Origin of the sequence: Sorangium sp. So ce394 (assembly GCF_051474665.1) — a bacterium.
Taxonomy (GTDB): domain Bacteria; phylum Myxococcota_A; class Polyangia; order Polyangiales; family Polyangiaceae; genus Sorangium; species Sorangium cellulosum_D.
Genome location: NZ_CP150339.1, coordinates 7,981,726 through 8,007,159, shown reverse-complemented (window position 1 = coordinate 8,007,159; position 25,434 = coordinate 7,981,726). Strand labels below are relative to the sequence as shown.

Here is a 25,434-nt window from a genome sequence, read left to right as displayed (position 1 = left end):
TGCTTTTTCAGGGAGCCCTGGCGCGCGACGCCCGGGAGCCCTCGTCGCGGCCCTGCCGGCGCAGCGAGCTCGGCGGCACGCCCGAGAATCGCTTGAAGGCGCGGCTGAAGGCCGCCTCGGAGTCGTAGCCGAGCCGCACGGCCGCCTCGGCGACGGTCACGCGGTCGTCGCGCAGCCAGCCGCTCGCGACGTGCATGCGAAAGCGCGCGAGGTAGCGCGCGGGCGGCGCGCCGACCAGCGCCGCGAACCGCTCCGAGAAGATGGAGCGCGACATCTTCGCGACGTCCGCGAGCGACTCGACCGACCACGGGTCGCCGGGGCGCTGGTGGATCGCGGCGAGCGCGCGGCCGATCTGGGGATCTCGTATCGCGGCGAGCCAGCCGTCCGCGTCCTCTTTGCGGGACTCGACCCACGCGCGGACGACCCTCGTGATCACCACGTCGGCGAGGCGCGTCATCACGGTGGCGGCGCCGACGCGGCGCCTGAGCACCTCGTCGGCCATGGCGTCGAGGAGCACGGGCAACACCCCGTCTTCCGCGCCGCCGCCCCGCACGAGGAGCATCGGGGGCATCAGCTGGAGGAGCGGGTGCACGGCGGGCTGGGCGAAGGTCACGCTGCAGCACACGAGGATCGTCCGCGCGCCGGCGCCGCCGGCGCGCATCTCGTAGGCCCGGTCGCCGATCTCCTCGAGCGGCATCTCGTCGAGCGGCGTCACGCGCCCGCGCGCCCTGTCCGCGATCGCGTGGCCGGTCCCGCGCGGCAGGAGGGCGACGTCGCCGGCGTGGAGCAGGATCCAGCCGCGCTTCGGCGCGCGCAGCCAGCAGTCGCCGGAGACCACGAAGTGGAACCGCGCCTGCGCCACCGGCGGGAGATCGATGCCCCAGGGGCGCGTCAGCTCGCAGCGGCCGTAGGTGCCGTCCGAGAGCCGGAGGTCCTGGAGGACCTCGCTCAGCGCGTCGGGGGAGAGCGCCTCTTCGCCGGACGAACGGTCATGCATCGGCGACAAAGTAGCATGGAACGGCCGCGGCGGCGGCTCCACGCTGCGGGGCAGGAGGCATGAAACACGATGCGTGCACTTGTCTATGACCCCAGCCAGCCACGTGGCCTTCGCTTCGCGGACGTGCCGCCGCCGGAGCCGGCGCCCCCGCAGGCGCTCGTCGAGGTCCACGCGGTATCGCTGAACTTCGGAGAGGTGGCGTTCCTCGGCGAGATGCGCGAGCCCGGCGAGGTGCCGGGGTGGGACGCCGCGGGCGTGGTCGTCCGCGCCGCGGCGGACGGCTCTGGGCCGAAGGAGGGGACGCGCGTCGCGTCGTTCGGTCGGAGCGGGGCGTGGGCCGAGCTCCGCGCGGTCGACACGTCCGAGCTCGGCGTGGTGCCGGACGCGGTCGACCTCGGCTCGGCCAGCACGGTGCCGGTGGCGGGCGTCACGGCGCTGCGCGCGCTGCGCGCCCTCGGGCCGGTCGTGGGGCGGCGCGTGCTCGTCACGGGCGCGTCGGGGGGCGTGGGCCGCTACGCCGTCCAGCTCGCGCGCCGCGCCGGCGCGCACGTCGTGGCCGCGGTGGGGAGCGCCGCGCGCGCCGAGGGGCTGCGCGCGCTCGGCGCCGACGAGATCGTGGTCGACCTGGCGGAGGTGAGGGAGCCTGTCTTCGGCGTGCTCGAGAACGTCGGCGGCGCGCAGCTCGCCAAGGCGCTGAGCCTCGTCGGGCGCGGCGGCTCGGTGCAGAGCATCGGCATGGCGTCGCGCGAGCCGAGCACCATCGATTTCGAGCAGGAGCGGCGGCGCGCGGGGGACAGGCGCGTCGAGGTGTTCGTCGTGGGCGCCGGCTTCGGGCCCGACATCGCGTACCTCGCCTCGCTGCTCGAGCGCGGAGCGCTGGATCCGCAGATCGGGTTTCGCGGCGGCTGGGAGCGCGCGCCGGAGGCGGCGGCGGCGCTGCTCGATCGGCGGGTCGCGGGCAAGGCGGTGCTGGAGATCCGGAGGGAAGGACGATGAGCGAGCTGTCGAATCAGACGGTGGTGGTCGTGGGCGCGAGCTCGGGGATCGGGCTCGCGGCGGCGCGCGCGGCGGCGGCGCGGGGCGCCAGCGTGGTCATGCTCAGCCGATCGCGGTCGAGGCTCGACGAGGCGGCGGAGAGCGTCATCGGGACGAGGCGCGCCATCGCCATGGACATGCTGGATCCTGGCGCGGTCGATCGCGTGATCGGGTCGATCGAGGCCGTGGATCACCTCGTGCTCACGGCGGTTGCGGACGAGCTCGCGAGCCGAGCGCCGATAGGCGCGATGACCGGCGAGCAGGTCGAGCGCAGCTTCGACAAGCTGCGCGGGTTCGTGAACGTCCTGCGGGCTGCGGCGCCGCGCCTGCGCGAGCGCGGCTCGGTCACGCTCGTGGCCGGGGCGTCGGCGGTGAAGCCGCCGCGCGAGGGGTTCTCGGTGCTGGCGGCGGCGAGCGGGGCGATCCTGAGCTTCGGAAAGGCGCTTTCGCTGGAGCTCGCGCCGATCCGCGTCAACGTGCTGATGTCGGGGGTGGTCGACACGGCGATCCACGCTGGGCGGCGCGAGCAGATGAAGGCGTGGGCCGAGAAGGACCTCCTGGTCCGGCGCTTCGGCCAGCCGGAGGACATCGCGCATGCCATCGAGTTCTTGATGACCAACCCGTATATGACGGGCCACACGCTCACCGTCGACGGTGGCTTCGTGGCGATCTGAGGAGGATCATGGAAGCGAAAGGACATGAGGGCTCGCTCGAGGGCCGACGTGTCGTGATCGTCGGCGGCACGAGCGGGATGGGGCTCGGCGCGGCGAGGGCTTCGGCGCGGGCGGGAGCGGAGGTGATCGCCGCGGGGCGGCGGCCGAGGGCGGAGCGCGCGGCGGGGGCGCCGGGGGACGCGCGCGTCGGGCACGAGACGGTGGATGTGACGGACGAGGGCTCGGTGAAGGCGATGTTCGAGCGGATTGGAGCGCTCGATCATCTCTTGATCAGCGCCGCGCCGGAGCCTGGCTCGTGGGGGGCGTTCCTCGAGCAGGACGTCGCGGGTGCGCAGCGGTACATGAACGCGAAGTTCTTCGGGAGCTGGGCCTGCGCCCGTTACGCGGCGCCGAGGATGCGCGCCGGCGGTTCGATCACGTTCCTGACGGGCGGTGCGGCGGTTCGACCCCGCGCGGGGGCGTCGATGGTGTCGGCGACGTTCGCGGCGATCGAGACGCTCGCTCGCGGGCTGGCGATCGAGCTTGGCCCGCTGCGCGTCAACGTGATCCGTCCGGGGTACACCGACAGCGAGATGTGGAGCTTTCTCGACGATGCGGCGCGCGAGCAGCTCCGGGAGCGGGTGAGGGCGGCCATGCCTGTCCGGCGCATGGGGACGGTGGAGGACATCGGGCACGCGGCGGTGTTCTTGATGACCAACCCGCAGGTGACCGGCTCGGTGTTGGACATCACGGGGGGCGAGACGCTCGTGGATGGGTTGTAGCGGGCCGACGACCGGGGCCGACCCGGGTTGAGGTGGCCGGCCGGACCCGGGTTGAGGTGGCCGGACCCGACCCGGGTTGAGGTGGCCGGACCCCGACCCGGGTTGAGGTGGCCGTGACCCGACCCGGGTTGGGTTGAGGTGGCCGTGACCCGACCCGGGTTGAGGTGGCCGGCCGAACCCGACCCAGGTTGAGGTGGCCGCAGGTTGAGGTGGCCGACCCAGGTTGAGGTGGCCGACCCAGGTTGAGGTGGCCGACCCAGGTTGAGGTGGCCGGACCCGACCCAGGTTGAGGTGACCTGAGTCGCCAACAGTGTCGCAGTAAAATTCTTTCGCTGCGCTATTCTGTCGACGCCGAGCAAAACCTCGCCCGCCCTGTCGATCGCGCGTCCTCTGGTTCGTCGTGACGGCAGTGGCACGGCTCAGCCGGTCGAGATCGCCCGGGCGCCTGCGCCCCATCGGAAGGAGACACGACGATGCGATTCATCATCACCGCAGCACCGGGCACCAACGAAACCAAGGCGGACGCGGATGGCCCTCCGGACGAGGAGCTCTTCGCCGCGTACATGAAATTCAACGAGGAAATGATGAAGGCCGGCGTGCTGATCGCCTCCGAGGGGCTCAACCCCGGCGGAGCCCGCGCCCGCGTCGGGATCTCCGGGGGGAAGCGCACCGTCCTCGACGGTCCCTTCGTCGAGACGAAGGAGCTGGTCGGCGGCTTCTACCTGATCGAGGTGAGCTCCAAGGAGGAGGCGATCGCATGGGCCTTGCGCTGCCCTGTCGGGTTCGGGAGCGACGAGGTGCTCACGATCCAGCAAATGACCGAGCTCTCGGACATCCCCCCGCGGTTCAGGGAGATCATCGCCGACGTGGCGCCGACCTGGAGCGCATCGTTCTCGAGGGCGCGGTAGGCTCAGCGGCCGCATCCTCGCCCACGCGGACGTCGCCGCGAGCGCGCCCCGGGAGCTCCAGCGCCCGCCGGCCATCGGCCGCCGCGCGATCCGCATCAGCACGGCCATCGGCGGAGCGCTCTCGTCGGAGCGACGCTCCGCTCCGCCACCCGGGTCAAGGCGCCCGGAGCTTCTCCTTGACCCACCGCCCCGACTCGGTCAGCTGCCCATCCGACCACGGGCCGCCCGCGCTCGCCCCGGGCCTCAGCGCGGCGCAGGACTCGTTCTTGTCGACGATGGACCAGTTGAGCCAGCTGATCTGGTGGCTGTCCAGGAAGTCGAGCCACCGCTGCGCCTCGCCGAGATCCAGCGAGCCACTGCCGGTGTTCTGGCAGGTGCCCCACTCGGTCACGAACAGCGGCAGGCCCGCGGCCAGCGCGTTCGACGCCTTGGTGCGCAGCGCATCTCGGTGCGACGTGGCATAGAAGTGCAGCGTGTAAGCGACGTTGTCGTCGCTCGTGATCCGGTTCCTGGCGGCCACGTCCACGTCCTGCGACCAGGTCGGCGTCCCCACGATCACGAGGTTGTCGGAGCCGGCGGTGCGGATCACGCCGATCACCTCCTCCGCATAGGACTTCACCTCTGCCCAGCTCTCGTAGTCCGGCTCGTTGAAGATCTCGAAGATCACCGCGGGCTCGTCTCCGTACTCCGCGGCCATCTCTCCGAAGAAGCGCTTGGCTGCGTCCTTGTTCCGGATCGCTTCGTGATCGTGCCAGTCGATGATCACGTAGATCCCTTTGGCGATCGCGGCGTTCACGATCGCTCGGACCTTGTTCTTCTCGGCCTCCGGGTTGTGGACGTAGCCGAGCCCCTCCGCGCTGGCGGCCATCGCGGCGCGGACGATGGTCACATCCCAGTCGTCCACGAGCGTGTTGACGGCGGAAGCGTTGTAGAACTTCTCTCCCTCCCAGATGCTCCAGAACATGCTCATGCCCTTGAGCTGGAGCCCTTCCCCGTACTCGTCGACGACCCGGTTGCCCATCACCTTCAGGCGGCCGTGCCGCTCGACAAGCGTTCCCGTGGCGGGTCCCGTCCCGGTCGACGTCGTCGAGGTCACGGCGCTCGAGGTGGACGTCACGCTCGAGGTGGACGCGTCGCCGCCGCCCATGCCGCCGGCGCCGCCGCCCGAGGAGGCCGACGCGGAGGTCACGGCCGACGTCGACGAATCGCCGCCGCCCATGCCGCCGGCGCCGCCCATGCCGCCGGCGCCGCCGCCCGAGGAGGCCGATGCGGAGGTCACGGCGGACGTCGACGAATCGCCGCTGCCCGAGGAGGCCGACGTGGACGCGGCGGTGGAAGCGTCGCCGCCGCCCGCGCCGCCGGAGCCGCCGCCCGACGAGGCCGACGTCGACGCGTCGCCGCCGGAGCCGCCCGATCCACCGCCGGAGGAGGCCGATGTGGACGCGGCGGTTGACGCATCGCCGCCGCCGGCGCCGCCGCCCGAGGAGGCCGACGCGGACGTGTCGCCGCCCGTGCCGCCAGCGCCGCCGGTGCCACCAGCGCCGCCGGTGCCACCAGCGCCGCCCATGCCACCAGCGCCGCCCGTGCCGCCGTCGCCGCCCGTGCCGCCCATGCCGTTCCCCGAGGAGGCCGACGTGGACGCCGAGGTCGACGTCGGCGCGTCGTCGCCGCCCCCCGAGGACGTCGATGCCGTCGAGTTGCCGCCCCCTGAGGCCAAGTCTCCCAACGAGCCATCACAGCCGAGCAGCATCATCGCCGGCAACGCAAGATGCAGAAAGCCGCGCGTCCACCTCGGCCCAGCAAACAACCCAGTCGTCACGTCGTGGCTCATGGTCCTCTCCAAGGAAGGCATCTCGACCGATGCACCCGGCGTCGAGCCATGGGCATCAAGCAGGCGCATCAGCGACGAAGAATGGCTCCGCTGCATAGCAGGACCGCCCCGAAGGGTGAAGGCGAAAGTAGGAGATTCGTCGACTCGGTCGCACAGGCCGCACAGGCCGCACAGGCCGCACAGGCCGCACAGGCCCGCACACGCCTCCCACGCTCGGTCCCCGCGCCCTGCCCGGCCCCGCGCGGCGCGAGCGCCCGCGCCCCTACGCGCGGCGGAGGATCTCCTCCAGCGCGTGCTCCAGCCGCCGCTCGACCTCGGGGTCGTCGAGCGCGGGCGTGATCTCCTCGGGCACCACGCGCGCGCGCATGATGATCCGCGCATAGATGAACGCATTGCGCGCGCTCGGAGGGTCCTTGTCGCCGAGACACGAACGGAGCAGCTGGTACGCTCTGCCCTTCACCACACCTCCGTTGCGCGGGCGCGCTCGACCGTGGCGATGATCCGGCGAACCGCGGCGGACGCGGTCTCGTGCGCCGCGAACGCGTCCCGCACGACGTGCGCCGCCCTGGCGGCGACCCCCTCGCCGAGCGTGCCCTGCAGCACGCCCTCGGCCAGCCGGACGAGCGGGCCGATCTCGACCATGTCCCGCGCCAGCGAGCGCGTCGCCAGGGCGATCTCCGAGGCCGTCTCGGCCGGGAACGAGCGCGAAATCAGCATCGCGTCCTCGGCCAGCTCCGTCGCGATCGCGAACATGTCCCGATAGCAGTCGACCGCCGCGCGCAGGTCGTCCAGGCTCAGCGCCGCCGGCGGCGCCTCCGCCAGCGTCGCCGCGGCGCTCTGCGCCTCGGCGAGCACCGGAGCGATCGCCCCGAGCGCGTGCTCCAGCAGGCGCGCGCTCTGCTCGAACCGCGCGAGCCGCTCCTTCAAGGTGCGGCTCGGCGGCGGCGCGTCGCTCTCCATCGCCTCGATCCGCGCGCCGACCTCGGCGGCGAGCTGCTTCAGGCCCTCGATCACGCGCGGCCCGAACCCGCGGGGCACGACGTCGAGCACGCAGAACGAGCCGACCACGTGCTGGCGCACCCGGATGGGCACCCCGGCGTAGGCGCGGATGCCATACCGCTCGACGAGCTCCTTGGGCACGCGCTCGTCCACCAGGGCGTCCTCGACGACGAGCGGCGCCTCGTGGCGGACCACGAGCTGACAGAACGAGTTGCTCCGCGAGGTGGCGCAGCTCACGCACAGCTCCGGCGGCAAGCCGCGGTGCGCGCGGAACAGCTGGATGTGGCGGACGATCAAGCTCACCAGCGCCATCGGCGTCTGCGCGAGCTCGGTCGCCCGCTGGACGCAGGTGTCGAGGATGGCGTCCGCGTCGTCGCGCAGCAGCACCTGGTGCAGCTCGGCGAGGCGCGCAGGATCGTTCAAATCGGCCATGAAGAGTGCTCTTGCCGGGGCGAGAGGGCAGATTCTGGCTCGAGCGCCGCCAGGAAGCAGCCGCGCCTTGGGCGCAGCTTACCGCAACCGAGCGCCGGGGGCCGCACCCACGGGGCCGCGGCCGGCGAGCTCGACCGATGTGCGCTTCAGGAGGCATGACGCGCCGCCGAGCTCCGGGTCGCCCGGGCCTCGCGCGCCGGGCGCGCCGCGGCTCACGCGCGCGCCCGGACGACCGAGACCCCGAGCTGGCCGAGCACGTGGCGGAGCGCGGCGCGCAGCGTGCTGAACGTGCGCAGCTCGCCGAGCTCGACGCCGAGGCCCACCAGCGTCCCGCTCACCGCCGGCGAGATGCCGGAGAGCGCGCACGTGGTCCCGAGCAGGCGCGCGGCCCGCACCAGCTTGAGCAGGTGGTTCGCGGTCGCCGTGTCCACGACGTCGACCCCGGTGAGATCCACGATGGCGAACCGCGCCCGGTTCGCGCTGACGGCCTCGAGGAGCGCGGTCATCATCTCGGCCGCGCGGACGCTGTCGACCACGCCGATGATCGGCATCGTGAGCACCCCGTCCCAGATCTCGATGATCGGCGTCACCAGGGCCTGGATGGTCCGCCGCTGGCGCTCGATGAGGTGCCGCTGCTCCTTCAGCGCCAGCTCGTGCCGCTGCCGCTCCCGCTCGGCCGTGATGTCGGCCTGGATGGCCACGAAGCTCGTCACCTGCCCCGACGTGTCGCGCACCGGGGTGAGCGCCATGCGCATCCAGGCGCGCGCGCCGCCGTCGCGCTCCGCCGGGAACTCGACCGAGACCTCGCGGCGCTCGGCGACCGCGCGCGCGAGCTGCTCGGCCGCGGCCGCGTCGGCGATGCCGCCCACGAGCCGCAGGAACGAGGCGCCCAGGAGCTCGGCCACCGGCCGCCCGGACAGGCGCGCGAAGGCGGCGTTCACGTACGTGACGGGCAGCTCCTCGGCGGCGCTCGCCGCGACGAGGATGCCCTGGGAGGCCGCGCCGATGGCCTGCGCCAGCAGCTCCCGGTCCCGCTCGACGCGCCGGCTGTCCGTGATGTCCCGCGAGACGCCGACCGTGCCGATCACCCGGCCTCCCTCGCCCCGCAGGGCCGATTTGACCGTGGTCAGCGTCCGGATCGCGCCGTCGTGGCGCGCGGCCGGCTCCTCGTCGATGACCAGCCGGCTCTCGGTCTCGAACACGTACAGGTCGTCTCTCACGTACTGCTGCGTGAAGTCCGGCTCGCTGCGCGGAGAGTCGATGAGGCCGTGGAGCTCGGCGTTGGTCATGCCGTAGAGCTCGCGGAACGCCTTGTTGGCCCAGAGCACCCTCGACTTCGGGCCCTTGACGAGGACCATGTCCTCGATGGCATCGAGGATCTGTTGATACACCTCCTCCGCGAGGAGGGGCCCGGCCGCGCGGCGCGGCCTGCCGGTGATGTCCTCGAAGACACCGTACGCGAGGTCGCCGCGATCGTACGTCGAGGCGCGGAGGGCGAGCAGGCGCGTCGAGCCGTCGCTGCCGAGCACGCGACACTCGAGATCCGCGGTCGAGGGGCCGGGGAAGAGGCCGCCGAGCGTCGAGCGCACCTGCGCGCGATCGGTCTCGACCACGATCTCGTCGAGCGGCTTGCCGGTGAGATCAGGGGCGGACCGGCCGAGCGCCCGCGCGCACGCCGCGTTCCACTTCACCAGGCGGCCCTCGGCCGTCACGACGCAGAAGGGGTGCTGGCAGGCCTCGAAGAACAACTCGAAAGAAGGCTGCGCGGTCGCTTGCGTGTTCATAGACCTCGCTCGCTGGGGAGACTCACCCACAGGGCTGTGCTGTAGAGCTGCGCATCGATCTCCGCAGGCCCCCCTGGGCTCGACGCGCCTGTCTCTGTTTATACCAGCTGGCCCTGTTTCGATAGAGCCATGGAGAACGCGGGGAGATACGTTCTCGCCGTCATCGCCGATCAGTTCTTGACGTAAAGCGCGGGCGCGAGCTGCGCCGGGGGCGCGCTCGTGCGCGAGCGCGGGGCGGGGCAGGGGGGGCCGAGCTCGTCGCGCGCCTCCGCGCGCTGCGCGGCGGCGTCGCGGCGGCGGGCGCCGCGAGCGCGAGCGGCGGCTGGCGCGGGGGCCGCCCGCGCGCTGGGCTCGAGCGACGGCGCCCTGCTACGACGCGGCGCGGAGGTTCCTGGCGACGGCGTCCCAGCTCACGAGCCTGTCGAGGAACACCTCCAGGAAGCGCTGTCGGTTGTTGCGGTGATCGAGGTAATACGCATGCTCCCAGACATCGCACGTGAGGAGCGGCGCCGCGCCGGTCGTGAGCGGGGTCTCTGCGTTCGGCGTGTCGACGATCCTGCCCTTGCCGCCGTCGAGCACGAGCCACGCATACCCCGAGCCGAAGCGCGCGACGCCGGCGGCGATGAAGTCGCCGCGGAACTTCTCCCAGCCGCCGAGCCCCGCGATGAGATCGCCCACGTCCCCCGAGGGCGGTGGGCCGCCGCCGTCCGGCCTCATGCCCTCCCAGAAGAAGGTGTGATTCCAGACCTGAGCTGCGTTGTTGAACACCGCGCCAGAGCTCGCGCGCACGAGATCGACGAGGCTCGCGTTCGCCTCGGGCTTGCCCTCGATCAGGCTCTTGAGCTTCGACATGTAGCCCTTGTGGTGCTTCTCGTAATGAAACTCGAGCGTCTCCCGGCTCATGGCGGGCTCCAGCGCGTCCTTGGGGTAGGGGAGCGGTGCCACCTCGAAGTCCATGGTGTCCTCCTTCTCTCGTTCGTGCGCGCTCCGGCGAGGTTTGCGCCCTTCGACTCTCGAACCCGCGGCGCTGCCCGTCAATCCGCGCTGGCGCCGATGCGCCCCGGGCGGCGATGGAGGCGTCCGCCCGCTCCGGCGCGGCGCGCGCCAGCGCGCGGAGCGAGCTCCTGAGTCGGTTCATCTCGTGCGGCGGCGCTTCAGAGGGCGTCCGAATCAAACGTGGAGTTCGTGGGTTCTGCGAGTTGCACCACCCTTGGTGGACAGGTAGTATGAAGAACTCTCCGCGATCTCGAGATCGCTCGGCCGGGCGAGGGAGCCGCCGCGCCGGGCGCAGGTCGTCGCGGAGCGCTCTCTTCAGCGGCAGCTCCTGGCTGCCGCTCCGACGCGGACGATGAGCGCGAGCGCGAGCGTGTGCTCGACGGAGTCGTCCGGTCCAAGGAGGTCTCATGCGTTCCTCACGATCGAACATCGTTCATCTCGCGCTGCTCCTCGCGGCGCTGCCCGCGCTCCCGGCGTGCTCGCAAGAGCCGGAGCGCGACGAGGCGCCGCTCGCCGAGAGCCACGATCTCGCGCTCGGCACCGTGATGAAGAACGGCGTTCCGCTGTCCACGCGCGACGCGAGCCTCAACGCGCCCACGACGCTCGCCGGCCGCGAGCGCGCGACGATCGCCGAGCGAGCGGTCCGGTATCACTGGCCGGAATATCCGCCGTCGATCCGGACGATCGGAGAGAACGTTCAGGTCAACGACCCGGCGCTCGACCAGATTCACGTGCTCCGGACCGACCCACCAACACGCCCCTTCGTCAACGTGACCCAGAGCGAGACCTCGATCGCCGCGCATGAGCGCAACATCGTCGTCGCCTACAACACGTCCGCCGGCGTGGAGCCGGTCGTGGAGGGCGGCGCGGTCGTGTTCCAGAGGATGTTCTTCTCCGGCTTCTCGACCTCGAACGACGGCGGCGTGACCTGGGAGAGCGGCTTCATCCCCCCGCTGCCCGGGAGCACGAGGACGCTCGGCGATCCCGTCGTGCGCTCGGATCGCCGTGGGATATTCCATTTCGTCGGGCTCACCGAGGACGCGGAGGGCCAGGGGGGCGTGCAGGCCAACCGATCGACCGACGGCGGCCGCACGTGGACCGATGCGGTGTTCGTGGCCCAGGACGACGGGGCCGACAAGAGCTGGCTGGCCGTGGGCCCCGATCCGGTCCGCCGGCGCCGCGACAACCTGTACGTGACCTGGACCAGCTTCCAGCCCCCGGAGGCGCCCGTCCGGAGCGAGCTCCGCTTCGCGCGCTCGACCGACGGCGGCGTGACCTGGACATCGAAGGTCGTCTTCGTTCCCGAAGTGGAGACGGAGCCCGCGCCCCTGCTGGACGCGATCCAGTTCACGAACCCCTTCGTGGATCCCGACGACGGCACGCTCTACCTGCCGTTCCTTCAATTCAGCGGCATGGACGCCGATTTCATACGGATGCTGGTGTCCCGTGACGCCGGCGAGACGTTCGAGTTCGTGGAGTTCAATCTCCCGGGAGCCCCGGACCCGACCCTCCTGCCCGTGGTCCAGCCCGGCGAGCGCATCGATTGCGGCGATGACGGCGGTGTCCGCCTGGCCATCACCGACGGGCCGCGCCGCGCGGGGCGGGGCGGTTTGCCCACGTATGTGCACGCCTCGCGCCTCATCGTCCAGCCGACGCTCGCGGCGCGCGGCGGGGTCGTCTACCTGGCCTGGTCAGCGTCCACCAGCGAGACCGTCGGCGAGGCGGACTCGGGCTCGAACATCTTCCTCCTCCGCTCGGACGACCGCGGGCGGACGTGGACGCGGCCGATCCCCGTCACCTCCACGGCCGGGGAGAACATCCATCACGTGCTCCCGGCCGTGACCGTCGGCAACGACCCGAGCCACGTGCACATCGTTTACTACACGCAGAACCGCGACAGGTCCGTCGACGTGGAGATGGCGAGCTCGTTCGAGCGCGGGGCGTCGTTCGGCGACGGCGACAGGCAGCACGTCACGGACACCTCCTTCCGCCTCGCGCCGACGAACATCCCGCTGGACCCGCCTGTCGATGACGACTTCCCGACGACGAACTTCGATAGGGTCGTGCGGCCGTGTTACTGCCTCGGCGAGTATCTCGACGTCACGTCGGAGCGAAGAAAGCTCTATTCGGCCTGGGGCGACCTGCGCAATCTGATCAGGGAGCCACGCCACCCCAAAAACCCGATCTCGGGTCAGAGGCACTCGCAGGCCGACGTCTTCTTCCAGGCCTTCCGGGAGCGCTGAGCGCTCCTCGCACGCTGCTGCGGCGGCGCCGCGCCGTCGTTATCGCGCCTCCGGCGATCGTCGCTTCGCCTTGCGCTTGGCCGGCTTGGCCGGCCGTTCCCGCGCCGGCGCCTTCGCCGGCCGCGCCGGCCTCTCCGACGCGGGCGCCTTCTCGGGGCGCGCGGCCAGGGCCACGACGCGGCCGAGCTCCTCGCGGAGCGCGTCGGCCTCGCTGGGGCCGAGCCGCTCGCGGACGTGCTTCTGGGTCCGCTCCCACAGCGGGAACGCCGCCTCGATGGCGCGCTCTCCCTGGCGCGTCAGGAAGATGAGGCGGACGCGCGCGTCGTCGGGCGCGCGCGCGACGCGGAGCAGGCCCGCCCTCTCCAGCGGCGCGAGGTTCCTCGTGAGCGTCGTGCGATCCATGACGAGGCCGTCGGCGAGCGCGCCGAGCTTCACGCCCCCGTCGCCGCACGTCGCGACCGCGACGAGCATCGTGAGCTGCGTCGCCTGGAGCCCCGACGGCCGCAGCGCCTCGTCGTAGAGCCGCGTCAGCGCGCGCGACGCGCGGCGCACGCGCACGAGGGCGCACTGGCTCGCGATGATCTCGGAGGCACGGGCAAAATCAACCACAAGTGTATCTACACCGTTTCGGGGCGAGCCGCCATCTGGGACGTCCCGAACTGCTTGACATCCGTACAGGTGCAGGTACACCTATCCCTACGATGCGGGGCGGCATTCCCCGCTCCATCGCTGGCTCGTCGCCGGGTCCTGGAGGCCCCGGCGCGCGCTGACCGATCCGTCGGTCGATCGCTCGATATTGGCTGCCCGGGCCGCGACGGCGCCGAGGCGCGCGCCCGCGGCTCGGGTGCGCGGCCGGCGGCCGTGGGCCCGCGTCGCGCATTTTAGGTGTAGGTACACTTATTTCGACAGCCCGGACCGCGGGGCGGCGAGGGACGCACGGAGCATCGGCTGGCACGCGGTGCCAGGCGTGCGTCGACGCCGCGCGCGAGCGGGCTGCGTGGAGAGGATCCATGGGCGAGTTCTTCGTCGTTCCGTACTGCGTGAAGTTCGAGGACAGCATGGCTTACGGGAGCCATCACTACCTCACCAACTTCCGCTTCCAGTGCATCGCGCGCGAGACGCTCTACTTCGCCGAGGCCGCGGACGGCTCGCTCCCGCACGAGGACGATCGCGCCGCGATCCGGCTGCTCACCACCGAGGGCTACAGCCGGAACCTCTCGCCGGTCCGCGTGGGCGAGCGCGTCGCGATCTTCATGACCCTCGGCGCCGTGACGCGCTCGAGCGCGTACGGGTACTTCCGCACGGTCCGCTTCGACGGCGAGCCCGTGGCGTGCGGCTACCAGCGGATCGTCGCCGTCGGGGCGACGAGCGACGAGCTCGCGCCGCTGCCCGGATCCGTGACGATGCACGTCGGGGCGCTCGACGAAGAGGTGCCGCACCAGCGCTTCGTCGAGCTCGCCCTGCGCGGCGGCTCCGCGCTGCGCGAGCTCTTCCCCGAGCGCCTCCTCCGGCACGCCGTCGAGGTCGCGCGCGCTCCGCTGCACGCGTCGCGCCCGCACCGCACGCAGTGGAGCGCGGCGGGCGCGGCGGGCGCTGCGGACGAGCCCGCGCCAGGGGAAGCGCCCGCGCGGGCGGGCCGCGGAGGCGCCGCGAAGGTCGCCCTGCTCCTGCCCGGCCAGGGCTCGTTCGACCTCCGGCTCCTGCGCGCGCTCCACGCGCGCTTCGACGCCGCGCGCGCGGCCGTCGCCGAGGCCGAGCCCGCGGCGCGGGCGCTGCTCGGCGCGTCGCTCGCGGCGCTCGTGGCCGCCGGCGAGGCGGAGGCGCGGGCCGCCCTCGACGCGTGCGCCGACCTCGATCAGCTCGGCATCCTCGTCCAGGACTACGTCGCCGTCGCGCTGCTCCGGTCCGCCGGGCTCGAGCCGGACGTCGTGGCGGGGCACAGCCTCGGGGAGATCGCGGCGCTGGCCGCCGCGGGGGCCTTCTCGCTCGCGACGGCCGCGGAGCTCGTGGGCCGGCGGGTGCTCGCCCTGCGCGGCGCGCCGCCCGGCCGCATGCTCGCGGCGCACACCGGCGCCGAGCGGCTGCGCGACGAGGTGCGGGCGCTCGGCCGGGACGACGTGTTCGTCTCGGTGATCAACGCGGCCGACCAGGCGGTCGCCTCGGGCACGGCGGACGGCATCGCGGCGCTCGAGCGGCGGCTCGAGGCCGCCGGCGTGCGGGCGACCGTGCTCGCGAGCCGCTACGCCTTCCACTCGCCCCTGCTCGCGCCGGCGGTCGGCCCGTTCGCGAGCGCCGCCCTGCGCGCGGGCGCGGCGCGGTCGGCGCTGGCCACGTACTCGCCGATCGATCGCGTCCACTACGGCGAGGGCGCGCTCGCGCCCGCGCGCCTGCTCCCCATGCACCTCGTGACGCCGCTCGACTTCGGAGCGGCCGTGCGCGACCTGCACGCGGCGGGCTGCCGCACCTTCGTCGAGTGCGGCGGCGGCAGCGCCCTGACCGCCCTCGTACGACGGAGCGCGCCGCCGGGGCCCGACCTGCGCGTGATCGCGACGTTCCGCGCCGGAGAGGACGTGGTGGCCGAGCACCGGCGCGCGGTCGAGGCGCTGCGCGCCGCCGGCCACGCGCTGACGGCGGTCGCGGCGCTCCCCGGGGAAGAGCGGGACGACCGCCGCCCGCGCGAGGGCGCCGCGCCGGCGAGCGCCGTCGCGCCGGCGAGCGCCGCGGTGCCGGCGAGCGCCGTCGCGCCCGCGAGCCCCGCCGCGCCCGAGGCGAGCCCCCACGACGACCCCGCCGCGCCGGCGGGCGCCGCGCCGATCGCCATCGTCGGGATGGGCGCGGTGCTGCCGGGGTCCGGCGGTGTCGACGCCTACCTCGCGCAGCTGCGGTCGGGGACGTGCGGCATCGCCGACACCGGCGCTCGACACCCGGAGCTCGCGACCGACTTCCTGAGCCCCGGCCGCGCCGCCGACAAGACGTACAGCCTCCTCGTCGGCACGGTCGACGCGCTCGGGCCGTACGCCGAGCGCACCGGGTACGACGCGCGCACCCTCGAGCGGCTGCCCAAGACGGCCCGCATGCTGGCGTGCGCGCTCGCCGAGGCAAAGGCGCAGGCGGCCGTGCTCCGCGACGGCGCGCCGCTCCGGATCGCGTGCCTACTCGGGTCGACGGCGGACGGCTCGATCGAGCACGACGAGGCGACGCTGCTGCTCGGCGTCGAGCGCGCGCTCGCCGGCGTCGCCGCGGACCCGGCGGACCGCGCGGCCGTCGCGGAGGCCGTGGCGGGCGAGCTCGGGCTCGACGCGGAGCGCCGCGCGGCGTGCCGCGGTCACGTCGAGCCGCTCGCGCGCGTCGTGCGCGACGTCGTGCGCGAGGGCGTGCGCACCGTGGTCGTCGACGCGGCGTGCGCGTCGTCGATGCACGCGGTGCACCTCGGCGCCGCGATGCTGCGCCGCGGCCTCGCCGACGTCGTGATCGCCGGCGGCGCCTACCAGCCCGGCCCGACCAACGCCTGCCAGTTCTCGCAGTTCGGCGGGCTCTCCGCGACCGGCAGCCGTCCGTTCGACGCGTCGGCCGACGGGGTGGTGTTCGGCGAGGGCGCCGCCGTGGTCGTGCTCGAGCGGCTCGACGACGCCCGCGCGCGGGGCGATCGCGTCGACGCGGTGCTGCTCGGCAGCGGCGTGTCGAGCGACGGCCCGAGCCCGTCGGTCACCGTGCCGCAGAGCCGCGGGCAGAGCCTGGCCATGCGGCGCGCCTACGCGGCCGCCGGCGTGACGCCGCGATCGGTGCAGTACGTCGAGGCGCACGCCACCGCGACGCCCGTCGGCGACGCGACCGAGCACACGGCGCTCGCCGAGGTGTTCGCCGGCGAGGACGGCGCGCCGCGCATCGCCCTCGGCAGCGTCAAGTCGCTGCTCGGCCACACGGGCTGGACCGCGGGGGTCGCGTCGCTCATCAAGGTCGTGCTCGCGATCCGCGAGCGCACCATCTTCGCGCAGCACGGGTTCCGTGCGCCGAGCGGGCGCATCGACCTCGCGCGCTCGCCGTTCGCCATCCCGACGGCGGCCGCCCCGTGGACCGCCGACGGCGGCGCGCCGCTGCGCGCCGGGCTCGACAGCTTCGGCTTCGGCGGCACCAACGCCCACCTCGTCGTCGAGGAGCACCGGCCGGGCCGCCACGCCCCGCGCCCGCGCCCGCGCGGCGAGGCCCGCGCCCTGTGCGTCGTCGGGCTGGGGGCCGTGTTCCCCGGCGAGGGCGGCGCGCCCGCGGACGCGCCCTCGGACGCGCTCGCGTTCGACGAGCGCGCGCTGCGGCTGCCGGCCCGCGCGCCGGTCCTCCCGGACGCGCTCGAGGCGATGGACCCGACGCAGCTGCTCGCGGCGATGGCCGCGGAGAGGGCGCTCGCGGCGCTGCCCGCGCGCGAGCTCGGCGAGCGCATCGGCGTCGTCGTCGGTCACGAGGGCAAGACGCGCCGCGGCGCGCGCGCGAACGAGCGGATCTTCGCCGATCGCGTGGCGCGGGCGCTCCGCGCGCGCGGCGTGAGCCCGGCGCTGGCCTCCGCGACGGTCGACGCGCTCCGCGCGGGCTCGCCCGCGACGGGGCCGTACACGCAGCCGGGCAACATGCCCAACGTCATCTCCGGGCGCGTCGCCAACGTCTTCGGCCTGCGCGGGCCGAACTTCGTCGTCGACACGTCCGAGGCCTCGCTGCTCGACGCGCTCGCGGCCGCCGATCTCGTGCTCGACGAGGACTGCGAGGTCGTGCTGGCGGGCGCCGTCAACGCGTTCAGCGACGCCGTCGCGCGCGGCGCGTCGGCGACCCGCGATCCGCGGCCGGTGGGCGAGGGGGCGCTGCTCGTCGCGCTGTGCACCGAGGAGACCGCGGCGCGCCACGCCTTTCCGGTGCTCGCGTGCCTCCGCGTCGCGCCCGCCGCCGCGGCGGGGGCGGCGGAGGGCGTTCTCGCCGGCCGCGAGCTCGTGGTCAGCGGGCCGGGCCGCCCGCGCGCGCGGCTGCGCGGGGCCGAGGGCGCGGTCGAGCTCCTCGAGGCGATCCGCGGCGCGGGCGCGCACGGCGCCGCCGCCGCCGTGCGATGGCCCTCGGACACCCGCGCGGTCGAGGTCGCGCCCCCCGAGGGCGTGCGCGCGGCGCCGCCGTCTCGCGTCGCGCCGGCGCCCGGCGTCGCGCCGGCGCCCAGCGTCGCGCCGGCGCCCGGCGTCGCGCCGGCGCCAGCGCCCTCGGGGTTCGCGACGGGCACGCCGATCCACTGCTACGTCCCCGAGATCGCGCGCGTGCCGGCCGCAGGTCCCGCGGCGCGCGTCCCGTCCCGCGTCCTCTACGTCTGCGCCGACGCGGCCCTGGCCGCGGACGTGCGGCGCGCCGCACGCTCCGCCGAGGAGCGCGCGCGCGTCCTCGAGCTCGCCGGCGACGCGGCGCTCGACGCCGCGCGCGGGCTCGCGGCGCCGGCGTCCGAGGCCGCCGGCGGCGGCGGGCCGTCGATCGACGCCAGCGACGAGCAGCGGCTGAGCGCGTCCCTCCGGGCCCTCGCGCCCGATGACGTCGACGCGGTCGTCGTGCTCACCCGCGCCGAGGACGCGCGCGCGTTCGTCGACGGCGCGCCGGGCTCGTACCGGCCGGCGCTGCGCGCGCTGTTCGGCGCGGCGCGCCGCTACTACGACGCCGTGGCGCGCGGCGACGTGGCCTTCGCCGCGGTCGTCGTCGGCGCGGTGGACCCGGCCGGGCGGCTCGCGCCGGCGAGCGGCGCCGTCGGCGGCTTCGTGAAGTCGCTGGCGCGCGAGCTGCCGGGCGGCGACGTGCGCGTCGTCCACACGGACGCGCTGGACGCCGCGGCGGCGCTCGGCGCGCTGTTCGAGGAGTGGCGGCGCGCCAGGCCGGCCACCCCCGAGGAGGTGGTCGATCTCGGCGGCGTGCGGCACGTGGTGCAGCTCGCCCGCCCGTCCTCGGCGCCGCCCGCGCGCGCGGCCTCGCCGCTCGGCCCCGACGCGGTCGCGCTCGTGACGGGCGGCGCGCGGGGCATCACGGCGCAGTTCGTCGAGGCCTTGCTCGATCGCTTCGGCTGCCGCGCCGTGCTCCTCGGCCGATCGCGGCTGGAGGACGCCCCCCCGCGCACGCTCGCGATGACCGACGCGGAGCTCGACGCGTACGAGCGGGACTTCTACGCCGAGGCGCTGCGCGAGGGCCGCGGCGTGCGGATGGCCGCGCTGCGCGAGCGCTACGGCCGCATCCGGGCGGCGCGCGAGGCGCACCGCGTCCTGACCCACCTGCGCGCGCGCGGCGGGAGCGTCGATTACCACGCCGCCGACGTCACGAGCGCCGCGGACGTCGAGCGCGCCGTGGCCGCGGTCGCGGCGGCCTACGGCCGCGTCGACCTGATCGTGCACGGCGCGGGCATCCAGGTGTCGAGCCGGCTCACGTCGAAATCGCTGGAGCTCTTCGAGCGGATCGTCGACACGAAGCTCGCGGGCCTCGGCCACCTCCGGCGCGCGCTCGCGCGCCACCTGCCCGCCGCCCGGCCGCACGTCCACCTCGTCACGTCGGCGTTCAGCGTGCTCGGCAACGACGGGCAGCCCGACTACGGCGCGGCCAACGAGGCGATGAACCGCGCCGCCGCGTGCTTCGCGGCCGAGGCGGACGCCGGCCCGTGGTCCAGCATCGCGTGGCTCGGCTGGAACGGCGTCGGCATGACCGCCGGGTCCGAGTACAGCGCGCTCGGCGCGGCGCGCGCGCTCCGGGGCATCGAGCCGGAGGAGGGGCGGCAGATCTTCCTCGACCTCGCGGCCGAGCGCCCCGTCGGCGCGGCCCAGGTGCTGCTCACGGACAGCGAGATCGAGCGCTTCGCCCCGCGCATCGCGGCGTCCGGCCCGCGCGCCGCCGCGTCCGGCCCGCGCGCCGCGGCGGCGGGCGCGCCGGGGGGCCCAGAGGAGCGCGCGTGGACGCTCGATCCGCGCGTCGATCCGTGGCTCTCCGACCACCGGGCGCGCTCTTCCGCGGTCGCGGCCGGCGCCTTCCTCGTCGAGCTGGCCGTCCGGCACGCGCTCGCGGCGGCCGACGCCGGCGCGGTGGTCCACGAGGTGCGCGACGTGCGCTTCCTCGAGCTCCTGCGCCTGCCCGACGACGCGGCCCGCGAGGTGCGCACGGTGACGACCCGGAGCGAGCGGCTCGACGGCGGCCGCGTCGCATGCGCCGTCGAGGTGCGCGGCGACTTCGTCCACCGGTCGGGCCTGGTCCTCCGCGCCGGCGTGCCCTTCGCGACCTGCGTCGTCGAGCTCGGCGCGATCGACGCCCGCCGCGACGTCCTCGCCCCGCGCCACGCCGGGCGCGTCGACGGGCCGGCGTTCCGCGATCCCTACGCGAGCCCCGGCGCGCCGCTCCGGCACGCGGGCTGGTTCGACCACCTCGGCACCTTCGTGCTCGGCGCCGCGCTCACGTCGGCCCGGTTCCGCCCCCCGAAGGACCGCGCCCTCTCGCGCCTGCGCGCGGCCGCCACGCCGTTCCTCCTGCTCGACGCCCTCCTGACGCTCGGCGTCCTGCGCCGCGACGAGGCGGGCGCGTTCCCGGTGTGCGCCGCGGGTGGCGTCGACCGGATCCGCTTCGGCGCGGCCGCGAACGACCTCGCGATCCGCGACGCGGGCGGCCCGGTCCGGCTCGTCGCCGCGGCCCCGACCGCCGCGGGCGACCGCGTCCTCGGCGCGTGGGCGCAGGCGCTCGACCCGGCGGGCGGCGTGCTCCTCGACCTCGAGGGGCTCGTGGGGCTCGCGGTGGGCCGCGTGGCCGCCGACGCGCGCCCGGCCGCGCCGGCGTCGCTGCCGCTGGGGGCGCCGTGACGCCGCCGCTCGCGATCGCGGTCGTCCGGGCCGACGAGGCCGCGGCGGCGCGCCTCGAGCCTTACCTGACGGCCGGCGAGCGCCGCGCGTGCGCCGGCCAGCGCGCCGCCGCCCGCCGGGCGCAGTCTGCGTGCGCGCGCGTCGCGGCGAAGTGGCTCCGGCTGGAGCTCGCCGCCGGCCGCCGCGCCCCGCTGGTCGCGCTCGACGCGGCCGCGCTCGAGGCGCACCCGCGGGCGGACTACCTCGCCTGCGCCGTCACGGGGCCCGGCGGCGGCCCTCCGCGCTTCGAGGACGGCGCGCTCGCGCTGTCGCTCTCCCACGCGGGCGACCTCGCGGCGGCGGCGGTCACCACGGCGCGCGCCGTCGGCGTGGACGTCGAGCAGGTCGAGGCGCGCGCGGCCGCCTTCGCCGACGAGCACTTCACGCCGCGCGAGCGCGAGGGGCTCGCGCGCGGCGCCGCGGCGGGCGCCCCGCGCGCCGCGCTCGAGACGTTGCTCTGGAGCGCGAAGGAGGCGCTCTACAAGACGGGGGCGCTCGATCTGCCCGCCCGGTTCTCCTTCCGGGACATCGACGTCGCGTTCCCGCCGGGAGGCGCGCGCCTCGCGCCGCCCTCCGTCCGCGCCTTCGCGCTGACCGCGCGCGGCGGGCAGTTCTTCGGCCGGGCCGTGCTGACCGGCGCGTTCGCGCTCTTCGCGACCGTGCCGGTCCCTCCGGCCACCGCTCTTGGATGAATGGCTCTCAACAACCACGAGGTTTCGACGATGCAGGCTCAAGATCTCCTCGAACACGTTCGCTCCGTCTTCGTGCGCATGACGCGCTACCCGGACGAGGTCGTCGTCCCCGACGCCGACCTGGAGCAGGACCTCGGCATCGACTCCGTGAAGCGCGGAGAGATCCTCGCGACGCTGCGCGCGGATTTCGGCCTCTCGGACGCGCTCAAGGCGACGCCCGACGAGCTGCGCACGGTGGCCCGCGTGAGCGACCTCCTCTCGCGCACGCTCACGGCGCGCTCCGACGTCGCGCCGTGGGCCGACGTCGCGGGGGGCGGATGGCACGCGAACGGCCATGTGGAGCCCGCCGGACAGATCGGCGGGCACGTGGAGCCCGCCGGGCGGGCCAACGGCCACGCGGAGCCCGCCGGACAGGTCGGGGGCCTCGCGGAGCCCGCCGGACAGGTCGGGGGCCTCGCGGAGCCCGCCGGGCGGGCCAACCGCCACGCGGAGCCGGCCAGCAGATCCACCGCGAGCAACGGCGCGGCGAGCGCCGCCGCTGCGGGCGAGGCGCTCCGCGCCGTGGTCCAGGCGCTCTCGGACGCGACGCGCCACCCGGCCGAGCTGCTCGTCCCCGACGCGCGGCTCGAGGAGGACCTCGGGATCGACCGCCGCCGCCGCGACGAGGTCCGCGCGCTCCTCCGGCAGCGCGGCGCCCTGCCGGACGGCCTCGCGGGGGCCCTCGACGAGGCCCGCACGGTCGGCGACCTCGCGCGCCTCCTCGGCGCGCCGCCGCCCGCCCAGGCCGCCTCGGCGCGCGCGCCGGCGGCGCCCGCCGCGCGGCGCGCGACCCCGGCGCCCGGGGCCGCGCTCGCGGGCAAGACGATCCTCGTGACCGGATCGAGCCGCGGGCTCGGGCGCGCCATCGCGACGAAGCTCGGGCGCGCCGGCGCGCGGGTCGTCGTCAACAGCTTCCACTCGCGCGACGACGGCGACGCGGTCGCCGACGAGATCCGCGGCGCCGGCGGCGACGCGGTGCACGTCTGGGGCTCGGTCGCCAACCCCGCGCACGTCGACAAGCTCTTCGAGGCGATCGCGCGCGACGTCGGCGAGCTGCACCACTTCGTCAGCAACGCGTCGAACGGCCGGTTCGGTCCCCTCGAGCAGACGACCCCGGAGCACTGGGAGCTCGCGTTCCGCACGAACGTCATCGGCTACCACCAGTGCGCCCTGCGCGCGGCGCGCCTGATGGAGCGCCACGGCGGCGGGCGCATCGTCGCGCTGTCGTCGAACGGATCGTCGCGGTACCTCGAGCACTTCGGCGCCATGGGCGCGGTGAAGGCCGCGGTGGAGTCGCTCACGCGCGCGCTCGCCGTCGAGCTCGCCCCGCGCAACGTGCAGGTCAACTGCGTCTCCGCCGGGCCGATCTACGGCCACGTGACGAGCAACTACCCGGATCACGAGCGGATCCTCCCGTACTGGGAGTCGCGCACGCCGGGCGGACGGCTCTGCACCGAGGAGGACGTCGCCGACGCCGTGCTGCTGCTCCTGTCGGACGGGGCGCGGATGATCAACGGCGCGACCCTCACGGTCGACGGCGGGGGCTCGCTGTGCATCTGACGGCCAGCGCCGGGCTGCGCTCGGCCCGCGTCGGCGCGCGCCGGCTCGCGTCGGCTTCCTTTCAGCTCGTGGAGAAGGAGGACTCATGAGTGCCAATCTCGATCGGCAGCCCCCGGGCCCCGGCCCGCTCGCCAGCCTGCGGTACCTGGCGAATTTCAGGACCGGCGACATGCGCCATTACGAGGACCTCTTCGCGAGGTACGGCGACGTCGTGCGCCTGCGCGCGCCCGGAGCCGAGGACTTCATCATGGCGTTTCACCCAAACGACATCGCGCATGTCCTTCGCGCGAACATCCGGAACTACCCCAAGGGCAAGCGGTATCACGAGCTCGCCCACGTGCTCGGCTGGGGCCTCGTGAACAGCGAGGGCGAGCTCTGGCGGCGCCAGCGCCGGCACGTGCAGCCGCAGTTCAACCACGCGAACACGCTCAAGTTCGTGCCCATCATCGTCGACCACATGGAAGCGGTGCTGCGGCGCTGGGACGCCCATCCGGGGGAGTTCGAGCGCGACATCAACGACGACATGATGGACGTGACGTTCGGTATCGCGGGCGAGGCGTTCTTCGGCGCCGCGCTGCAGGCCCACACGGACACCGTCCGCGAGGCGTTCAAGTACGCGCTGTCGATCGCGCTCAAGCGGATGTACTCGCTGGTCAACCCGCCCTTGTCGTGGCCTCTGCCCAGCCACGTGCGCTTTCAACGGGCCATGCACCGCGTGCACACCGTGATCGACGACATCATCGACGGCTACCAGCGCGGCGCGGGCGACGCGGACAACGTGCTCGTGCGCCTCATGAACTCGGTCGACCCCGAGACCGGCGCCAAGATGGATCGCGCGCAGCTGCGGGACGAGATCAAGACCATCCTGATGGTCGGGCACGAGACCTCGAGCGTCACCGCCTCCTGGGCGCTCTACCAGATCGCGCGGCGCCCGGAGGTGTGCGCCCGGCTCACCGACGAGATCGACCGCGTCCTCGGCGGCAGGGCCCCGACGGCCAAGGACTTCGAGTCGATGCCGTACCTCGCGATGGTCTTCAACGAGTGCCTCCGGCTCCTGCCCTCCGTGCCGTTCATCCTGCGCAGCCCGCTGGAGGACGACGTCCTCGGCGGCTACCGCGTCGCCGCGGGGTCGACGGTGGCCATCGTCCCGTGGGTCACCCACCGGCACCCGGAGTTCTGGAGCGATCCTCTGGAGTTCAAGCCCGAGCGCTTCGCGAACCACCGGCGGAGCGCGGACGACAAGCTCGCCTACATCCCGTTCGGCGCCGGACAGCGGATCTGCCTGGGCGAGTTCATGGGGCAGCTCGAGGGCAAGATCATGGTGGCGATGGCGCTCCAGCGGTATCGGCTCCGGCTGGTGCCGGGCTTCGACCCGCGTTGCCGCGGCTTCATCTCGCTGCAGCCGGTGAACGGGATGCGCATGATCCTGAAGCGCCGGGAGCCGGTGAGGACGGCGCGCCCGGCGCCGGCGGGGCGGGCGGAAGCAGCGGAACCGGCGGCGGCCGAGCCCCTCGCGGCCGCGATGCGGGCCGGCGGCTGCCCCTTCGCCGCCCGGGCCTGACGGCGCATCGACGAGGCGCCCCTGAGCCCCCCTCTTCCCCCGAGGCCAGCGCTCACGCGAAGGGCTTGCTGAGCTCCGCCTGCGAGTACACGGCCACGAGGCCCGCGCGCTCCAGGTTGCGTTGCGAGGTGCTCCCCGCCTGCGCCACCGAGTAGGCGAGGTCGCACCCGGCGTCGCGCGCGTACGCGAGGCGGGCGTCGATCAGGGCGCGCTGCACACCCCGGCCGCGGTGGGCCTCGAGCGTGCCGCCCGCGTACAGGAGCGCGACGCGCTCGTGCATGTAGACCGCGCCGACGCCGGCGACCGCGCCGTCGGTCGACGACGCGAAGAAGTACGCCGACCCGGGGTCGTGGAAGCACGCGTCGAAGATGTCGCCTCGATCGGGCTGCGGCCCGCCCGCCGTGGCGAACGCGGCGAGCGAGGCCGCGACCCACGCCGAGCCTTCGTCGCGCGCCGCGCGCCGCGCGACCACGCCGCCGCGCGCGGCCGGCTCCGGCCCGTGGATCTCGGCGTCCGGGGCGAGGGGGCGCACGAGCACCGCGTCGAGCGAGTCCAGGCGGAAGCCCCGCTCCCCGAGCCGCGCGAGCAGCGAAGGGTGGGCAAACGGCGAGACCAGGATGCGCGCCGCCGTGCCGCGCGAGGCGTAGAAGTCCTCGAGGGCCTCGACGTCGCGCGCCTCGACCGGGCCGCTCATGCCGAGGCCGGCGGCGCGCGAGAGCCGGATGTGCGGGGCGACGAACGCGGCGCGGCCGCCCGCGATGACGGCGACGGCGGCGCGCCGCGCCGGGAGCCGCGCGGCGACCTCGAGCGCGGCGGCCTCGACCTTCGCGGCCTCGGCGGCCTCGATGCGGGCGGACAGGGCGCGATCGACGAAGACTGGCCGGGGTGTCACGCGGGAAGCGTAGCGCGAGAGACGGCGGCGCGGACGCTCCCTGTCGTTCTCGCGGCGCCGCGGCGCTGGTCCTGGGTGGAGCGCATGGTGACGACGGGAGCGCCCGCCCAAGCTCCGGTCCCGTTGACCGTACGCCGCGGAGCGTTCCGCGCG

17 protein-coding genes are annotated in these 25,434 nt (G+C 74.5%); 9 read left to right on the top strand and 8 right to left on the bottom strand.

Annotation, left to right across the window (positions count from 1 at the left end; genetic code table 11):
• Positions 1 to 7 precede the first annotated feature (7 nt).
• Entirely contained in the window at positions 8 to 997 is a 990-nt protein-coding gene (locus tag WMF33_RS29310) for an AraC family transcriptional regulator (protein ID WP_437331722.1), read from the bottom strand.
• A gap of 69 nt (positions 998 to 1,066) precedes the next feature.
• On the opposite strand from WMF33_RS29310, the gene WMF33_RS29305 reads away from it, so the two are divergent.
• The 4 genes from WMF33_RS29305 (at position 1,067) to WMF33_RS29290 (ending at position 4,375) form a co-directional block, all read left to right on the top strand.
• Complete coding sequence (locus WMF33_RS29305) at positions 1,067 to 1,993, top strand: zinc-binding dehydrogenase (RefSeq protein WP_437331721.1); 927 nt, start codon at positions 1,067 to 1,069, stop codon at positions 1,991 to 1,993.
• The gene (locus tag WMF33_RS29300; RefSeq protein WP_437331720.1) at positions 1,990 to 2,706 is read left to right on the top strand and encodes an SDR family oxidoreductase; all 717 of its coding nucleotides are present in this window, start codon (positions 1,990 to 1,992) and stop codon (positions 2,704 to 2,706) included. The genes WMF33_RS29305 and WMF33_RS29300 overlap by 4 nt, the downstream gene beginning before the upstream one ends.
• An 8-nt stretch (positions 2,707 to 2,714) precedes the next feature.
• On the top strand, positions 2,715 to 3,467 hold the full coding sequence (locus WMF33_RS29295; protein WP_437331719.1) for an SDR family oxidoreductase: 753 nt from the start codon (positions 2,715 to 2,717) through the stop codon (positions 3,465 to 3,467).
• A 473-nt stretch (positions 3,468 to 3,940) separates the two neighbouring features.
• A complete protein-coding gene (locus WMF33_RS29290) occupies positions 3,941 to 4,375 on the top strand; it encodes a YciI family protein (protein ID WP_437331718.1) in 435 nt (144 codons plus the stop codon).
• A gap of 154 nt (positions 4,376 to 4,529) precedes the next feature.
• On the opposite strand, the gene WMF33_RS29285 is transcribed toward WMF33_RS29290, so the two are convergent.
• The 5 genes from WMF33_RS29285 to WMF33_RS29265 all read right to left on the bottom strand — a co-directional run bounded on the left by WMF33_RS29285 (position 4,530) and on the right by WMF33_RS29265 (position 10,378).
• The gene (locus WMF33_RS29285) at positions 4,530 to 6,101 is read right to left on the bottom strand and encodes a glycoside hydrolase family 5 protein (protein WP_437331717.1); all 1,572 of its coding nucleotides are present in this window, start codon (positions 6,099 to 6,101) and stop codon (positions 4,530 to 4,532) included.
• 367 nt (positions 6,102 to 6,468) lie between these two features.
• Positions 6,469 to 6,666 carry a hypothetical protein gene (locus tag WMF33_RS29280; RefSeq protein WP_437331716.1) on the bottom strand — a complete coding sequence of 66 codons (198 nt, stop codon included), beginning with the start codon at positions 6,664 to 6,666 and terminating at the stop codon, positions 6,469 to 6,471.
• Positions 6,663 to 7,637 carry a GAF domain-containing protein gene (locus WMF33_RS29275; RefSeq protein WP_437331715.1) on the bottom strand — a complete coding sequence of 325 codons (975 nt, stop codon included), beginning with the start codon at positions 7,635 to 7,637 and terminating at the stop codon, positions 6,663 to 6,665. Before WMF33_RS29275 ends, WMF33_RS29280 begins: the two co-directional genes overlap by 4 nt.
• Before the next feature lie 212 nt (positions 7,638 to 7,849).
• On the bottom strand, positions 7,850 to 9,421 hold the full coding sequence (locus WMF33_RS29270; protein WP_437331714.1) for a PAS domain-containing protein: 1,572 nt from the start codon (positions 9,419 to 9,421) through the stop codon (positions 7,850 to 7,852).
• Between the two features lie 369 nt (positions 9,422 to 9,790).
• Positions 9,791 to 10,378 carry a superoxide dismutase gene (locus WMF33_RS29265; RefSeq protein WP_437331713.1) on the bottom strand — a complete coding sequence of 196 codons (588 nt, stop codon included), beginning with the start codon at positions 10,376 to 10,378 and terminating at the stop codon, positions 9,791 to 9,793.
• 446 nt (positions 10,379 to 10,824) lie between these two features.
• Between WMF33_RS29265 and WMF33_RS29260 the strand changes: the two genes are divergently transcribed.
• Entirely contained in the window at positions 10,825 to 12,660 is a 1,836-nt protein-coding gene (locus tag WMF33_RS29260) for a sialidase family protein (RefSeq protein WP_437331712.1), read from the top strand.
• Positions 12,661 to 12,699: 39 nt separating this feature from the next.
• On the opposite strand, the gene WMF33_RS29255 is transcribed toward WMF33_RS29260, so the two are convergent.
• The gene (locus tag WMF33_RS29255) at positions 12,700 to 13,269 is read right to left on the bottom strand and encodes a MarR family winged helix-turn-helix transcriptional regulator (RefSeq protein WP_437331711.1); all 570 of its coding nucleotides are present in this window, start codon (positions 13,267 to 13,269) and stop codon (positions 12,700 to 12,702) included.
• Between the two features lie 401 nt (positions 13,270 to 13,670).
• On the opposite strand from WMF33_RS29255, the gene WMF33_RS29250 reads away from it, so the two are divergent.
• The 4 genes from WMF33_RS29250 to WMF33_RS29235 all read left to right on the top strand — a co-directional run bounded on the left by WMF33_RS29250 (position 13,671) and on the right by WMF33_RS29235 (position 24,389).
• Entirely contained in the window at positions 13,671 to 20,498 is a 6,828-nt protein-coding gene (locus WMF33_RS29250) for an SDR family NAD(P)-dependent oxidoreductase (protein WP_437331710.1), read from the top strand.
• A complete protein-coding gene (locus tag WMF33_RS29245) occupies positions 20,495 to 21,229 on the top strand; it encodes a 4'-phosphopantetheinyl transferase superfamily protein (protein WP_437331709.1) in 735 nt (244 codons plus the stop codon). The genes WMF33_RS29250 and WMF33_RS29245 overlap by 4 nt, the downstream gene beginning before the upstream one ends.
• Positions 21,230 to 21,259: 30 nt before the next feature.
• On the top strand, positions 21,260 to 22,828 hold the full coding sequence (locus WMF33_RS29240) for an SDR family oxidoreductase (RefSeq protein WP_437331708.1): 1,569 nt from the start codon (positions 21,260 to 21,262) through the stop codon (positions 22,826 to 22,828).
• Positions 22,829 to 22,913: 85 nt separating this feature from the next.
• On the top strand, positions 22,914 to 24,389 hold the full coding sequence (locus WMF33_RS29235; RefSeq protein ID WP_437331707.1) for a cytochrome P450: 1,476 nt from the start codon (positions 22,914 to 22,916) through the stop codon (positions 24,387 to 24,389).
• 52 nt (positions 24,390 to 24,441) lie between these two features.
• On the opposite strand, the gene WMF33_RS29230 is transcribed toward WMF33_RS29235, so the two are convergent.
• Positions 24,442 to 25,281 carry a GNAT family N-acetyltransferase gene (locus tag WMF33_RS29230; RefSeq protein ID WP_437331706.1) on the bottom strand — a complete coding sequence of 280 codons (840 nt, stop codon included), beginning with the start codon at positions 25,279 to 25,281 and terminating at the stop codon, positions 24,442 to 24,444.
• Between the last annotated feature and the right edge of the window lie 153 nt (positions 25,282 to 25,434).

What these genes read in the sequence shown, in the direction of transcription:
- WMF33_RS29310 (WP_437331722.1), bottom strand. Translation starts at nt 997, where the DNA reads ATGCATGACCGTTCGTCCGGCGAAGAGGCGCTCTCCCCCGACGCGCTG.
- WMF33_RS29305 (WP_437331721.1), top strand. Translation starts at nt 1,067, where the DNA reads ATGCGTGCACTTGTCTATGACCCCAGCCAGCCACGTGGCCTTCGCTTC.
- WMF33_RS29300 (WP_437331720.1), top strand. Translation starts at nt 1,990, where the DNA reads ATGAGCGAGCTGTCGAATCAGACGGTGGTGGTCGTGGGCGCGAGCTCG.
- WMF33_RS29295 (WP_437331719.1), top strand. Translation starts at nt 2,715, where the DNA reads ATGGAAGCGAAAGGACATGAGGGCTCGCTCGAGGGCCGACGTGTCGTG.
- WMF33_RS29290 (WP_437331718.1), top strand. Translation starts at nt 3,941, where the DNA reads ATGCGATTCATCATCACCGCAGCACCGGGCACCAACGAAACCAAGGCG.
- WMF33_RS29275 (WP_437331715.1), bottom strand. Translation starts at nt 7,637, where the DNA reads ATGGCCGATTTGAACGATCCTGCGCGCCTCGCCGAGCTGCACCAGGTG.
- WMF33_RS29270 (WP_437331714.1), bottom strand. Translation starts at nt 9,421, where the DNA reads ATGAACACGCAAGCGACCGCGCAGCCTTCTTTCGAGTTGTTCTTCGAG.
- WMF33_RS29265 (WP_437331713.1), bottom strand. Translation starts at nt 10,378, where the DNA reads ATGGACTTCGAGGTGGCACCGCTCCCCTACCCCAAGGACGCGCTGGAG.
- WMF33_RS29260 (WP_437331712.1), top strand. Translation starts at nt 10,825, where the DNA reads ATGCGTTCCTCACGATCGAACATCGTTCATCTCGCGCTGCTCCTCGCG.
- WMF33_RS29250 (WP_437331710.1), top strand. Translation starts at nt 13,671, where the DNA reads ATGGGCGAGTTCTTCGTCGTTCCGTACTGCGTGAAGTTCGAGGACAGC.
- WMF33_RS29240 (WP_437331708.1), top strand. Translation starts at nt 21,260, where the DNA reads ATGCAGGCTCAAGATCTCCTCGAACACGTTCGCTCCGTCTTCGTGCGC.
- WMF33_RS29235 (WP_437331707.1), top strand. Translation starts at nt 22,914, where the DNA reads ATGAGTGCCAATCTCGATCGGCAGCCCCCGGGCCCCGGCCCGCTCGCC.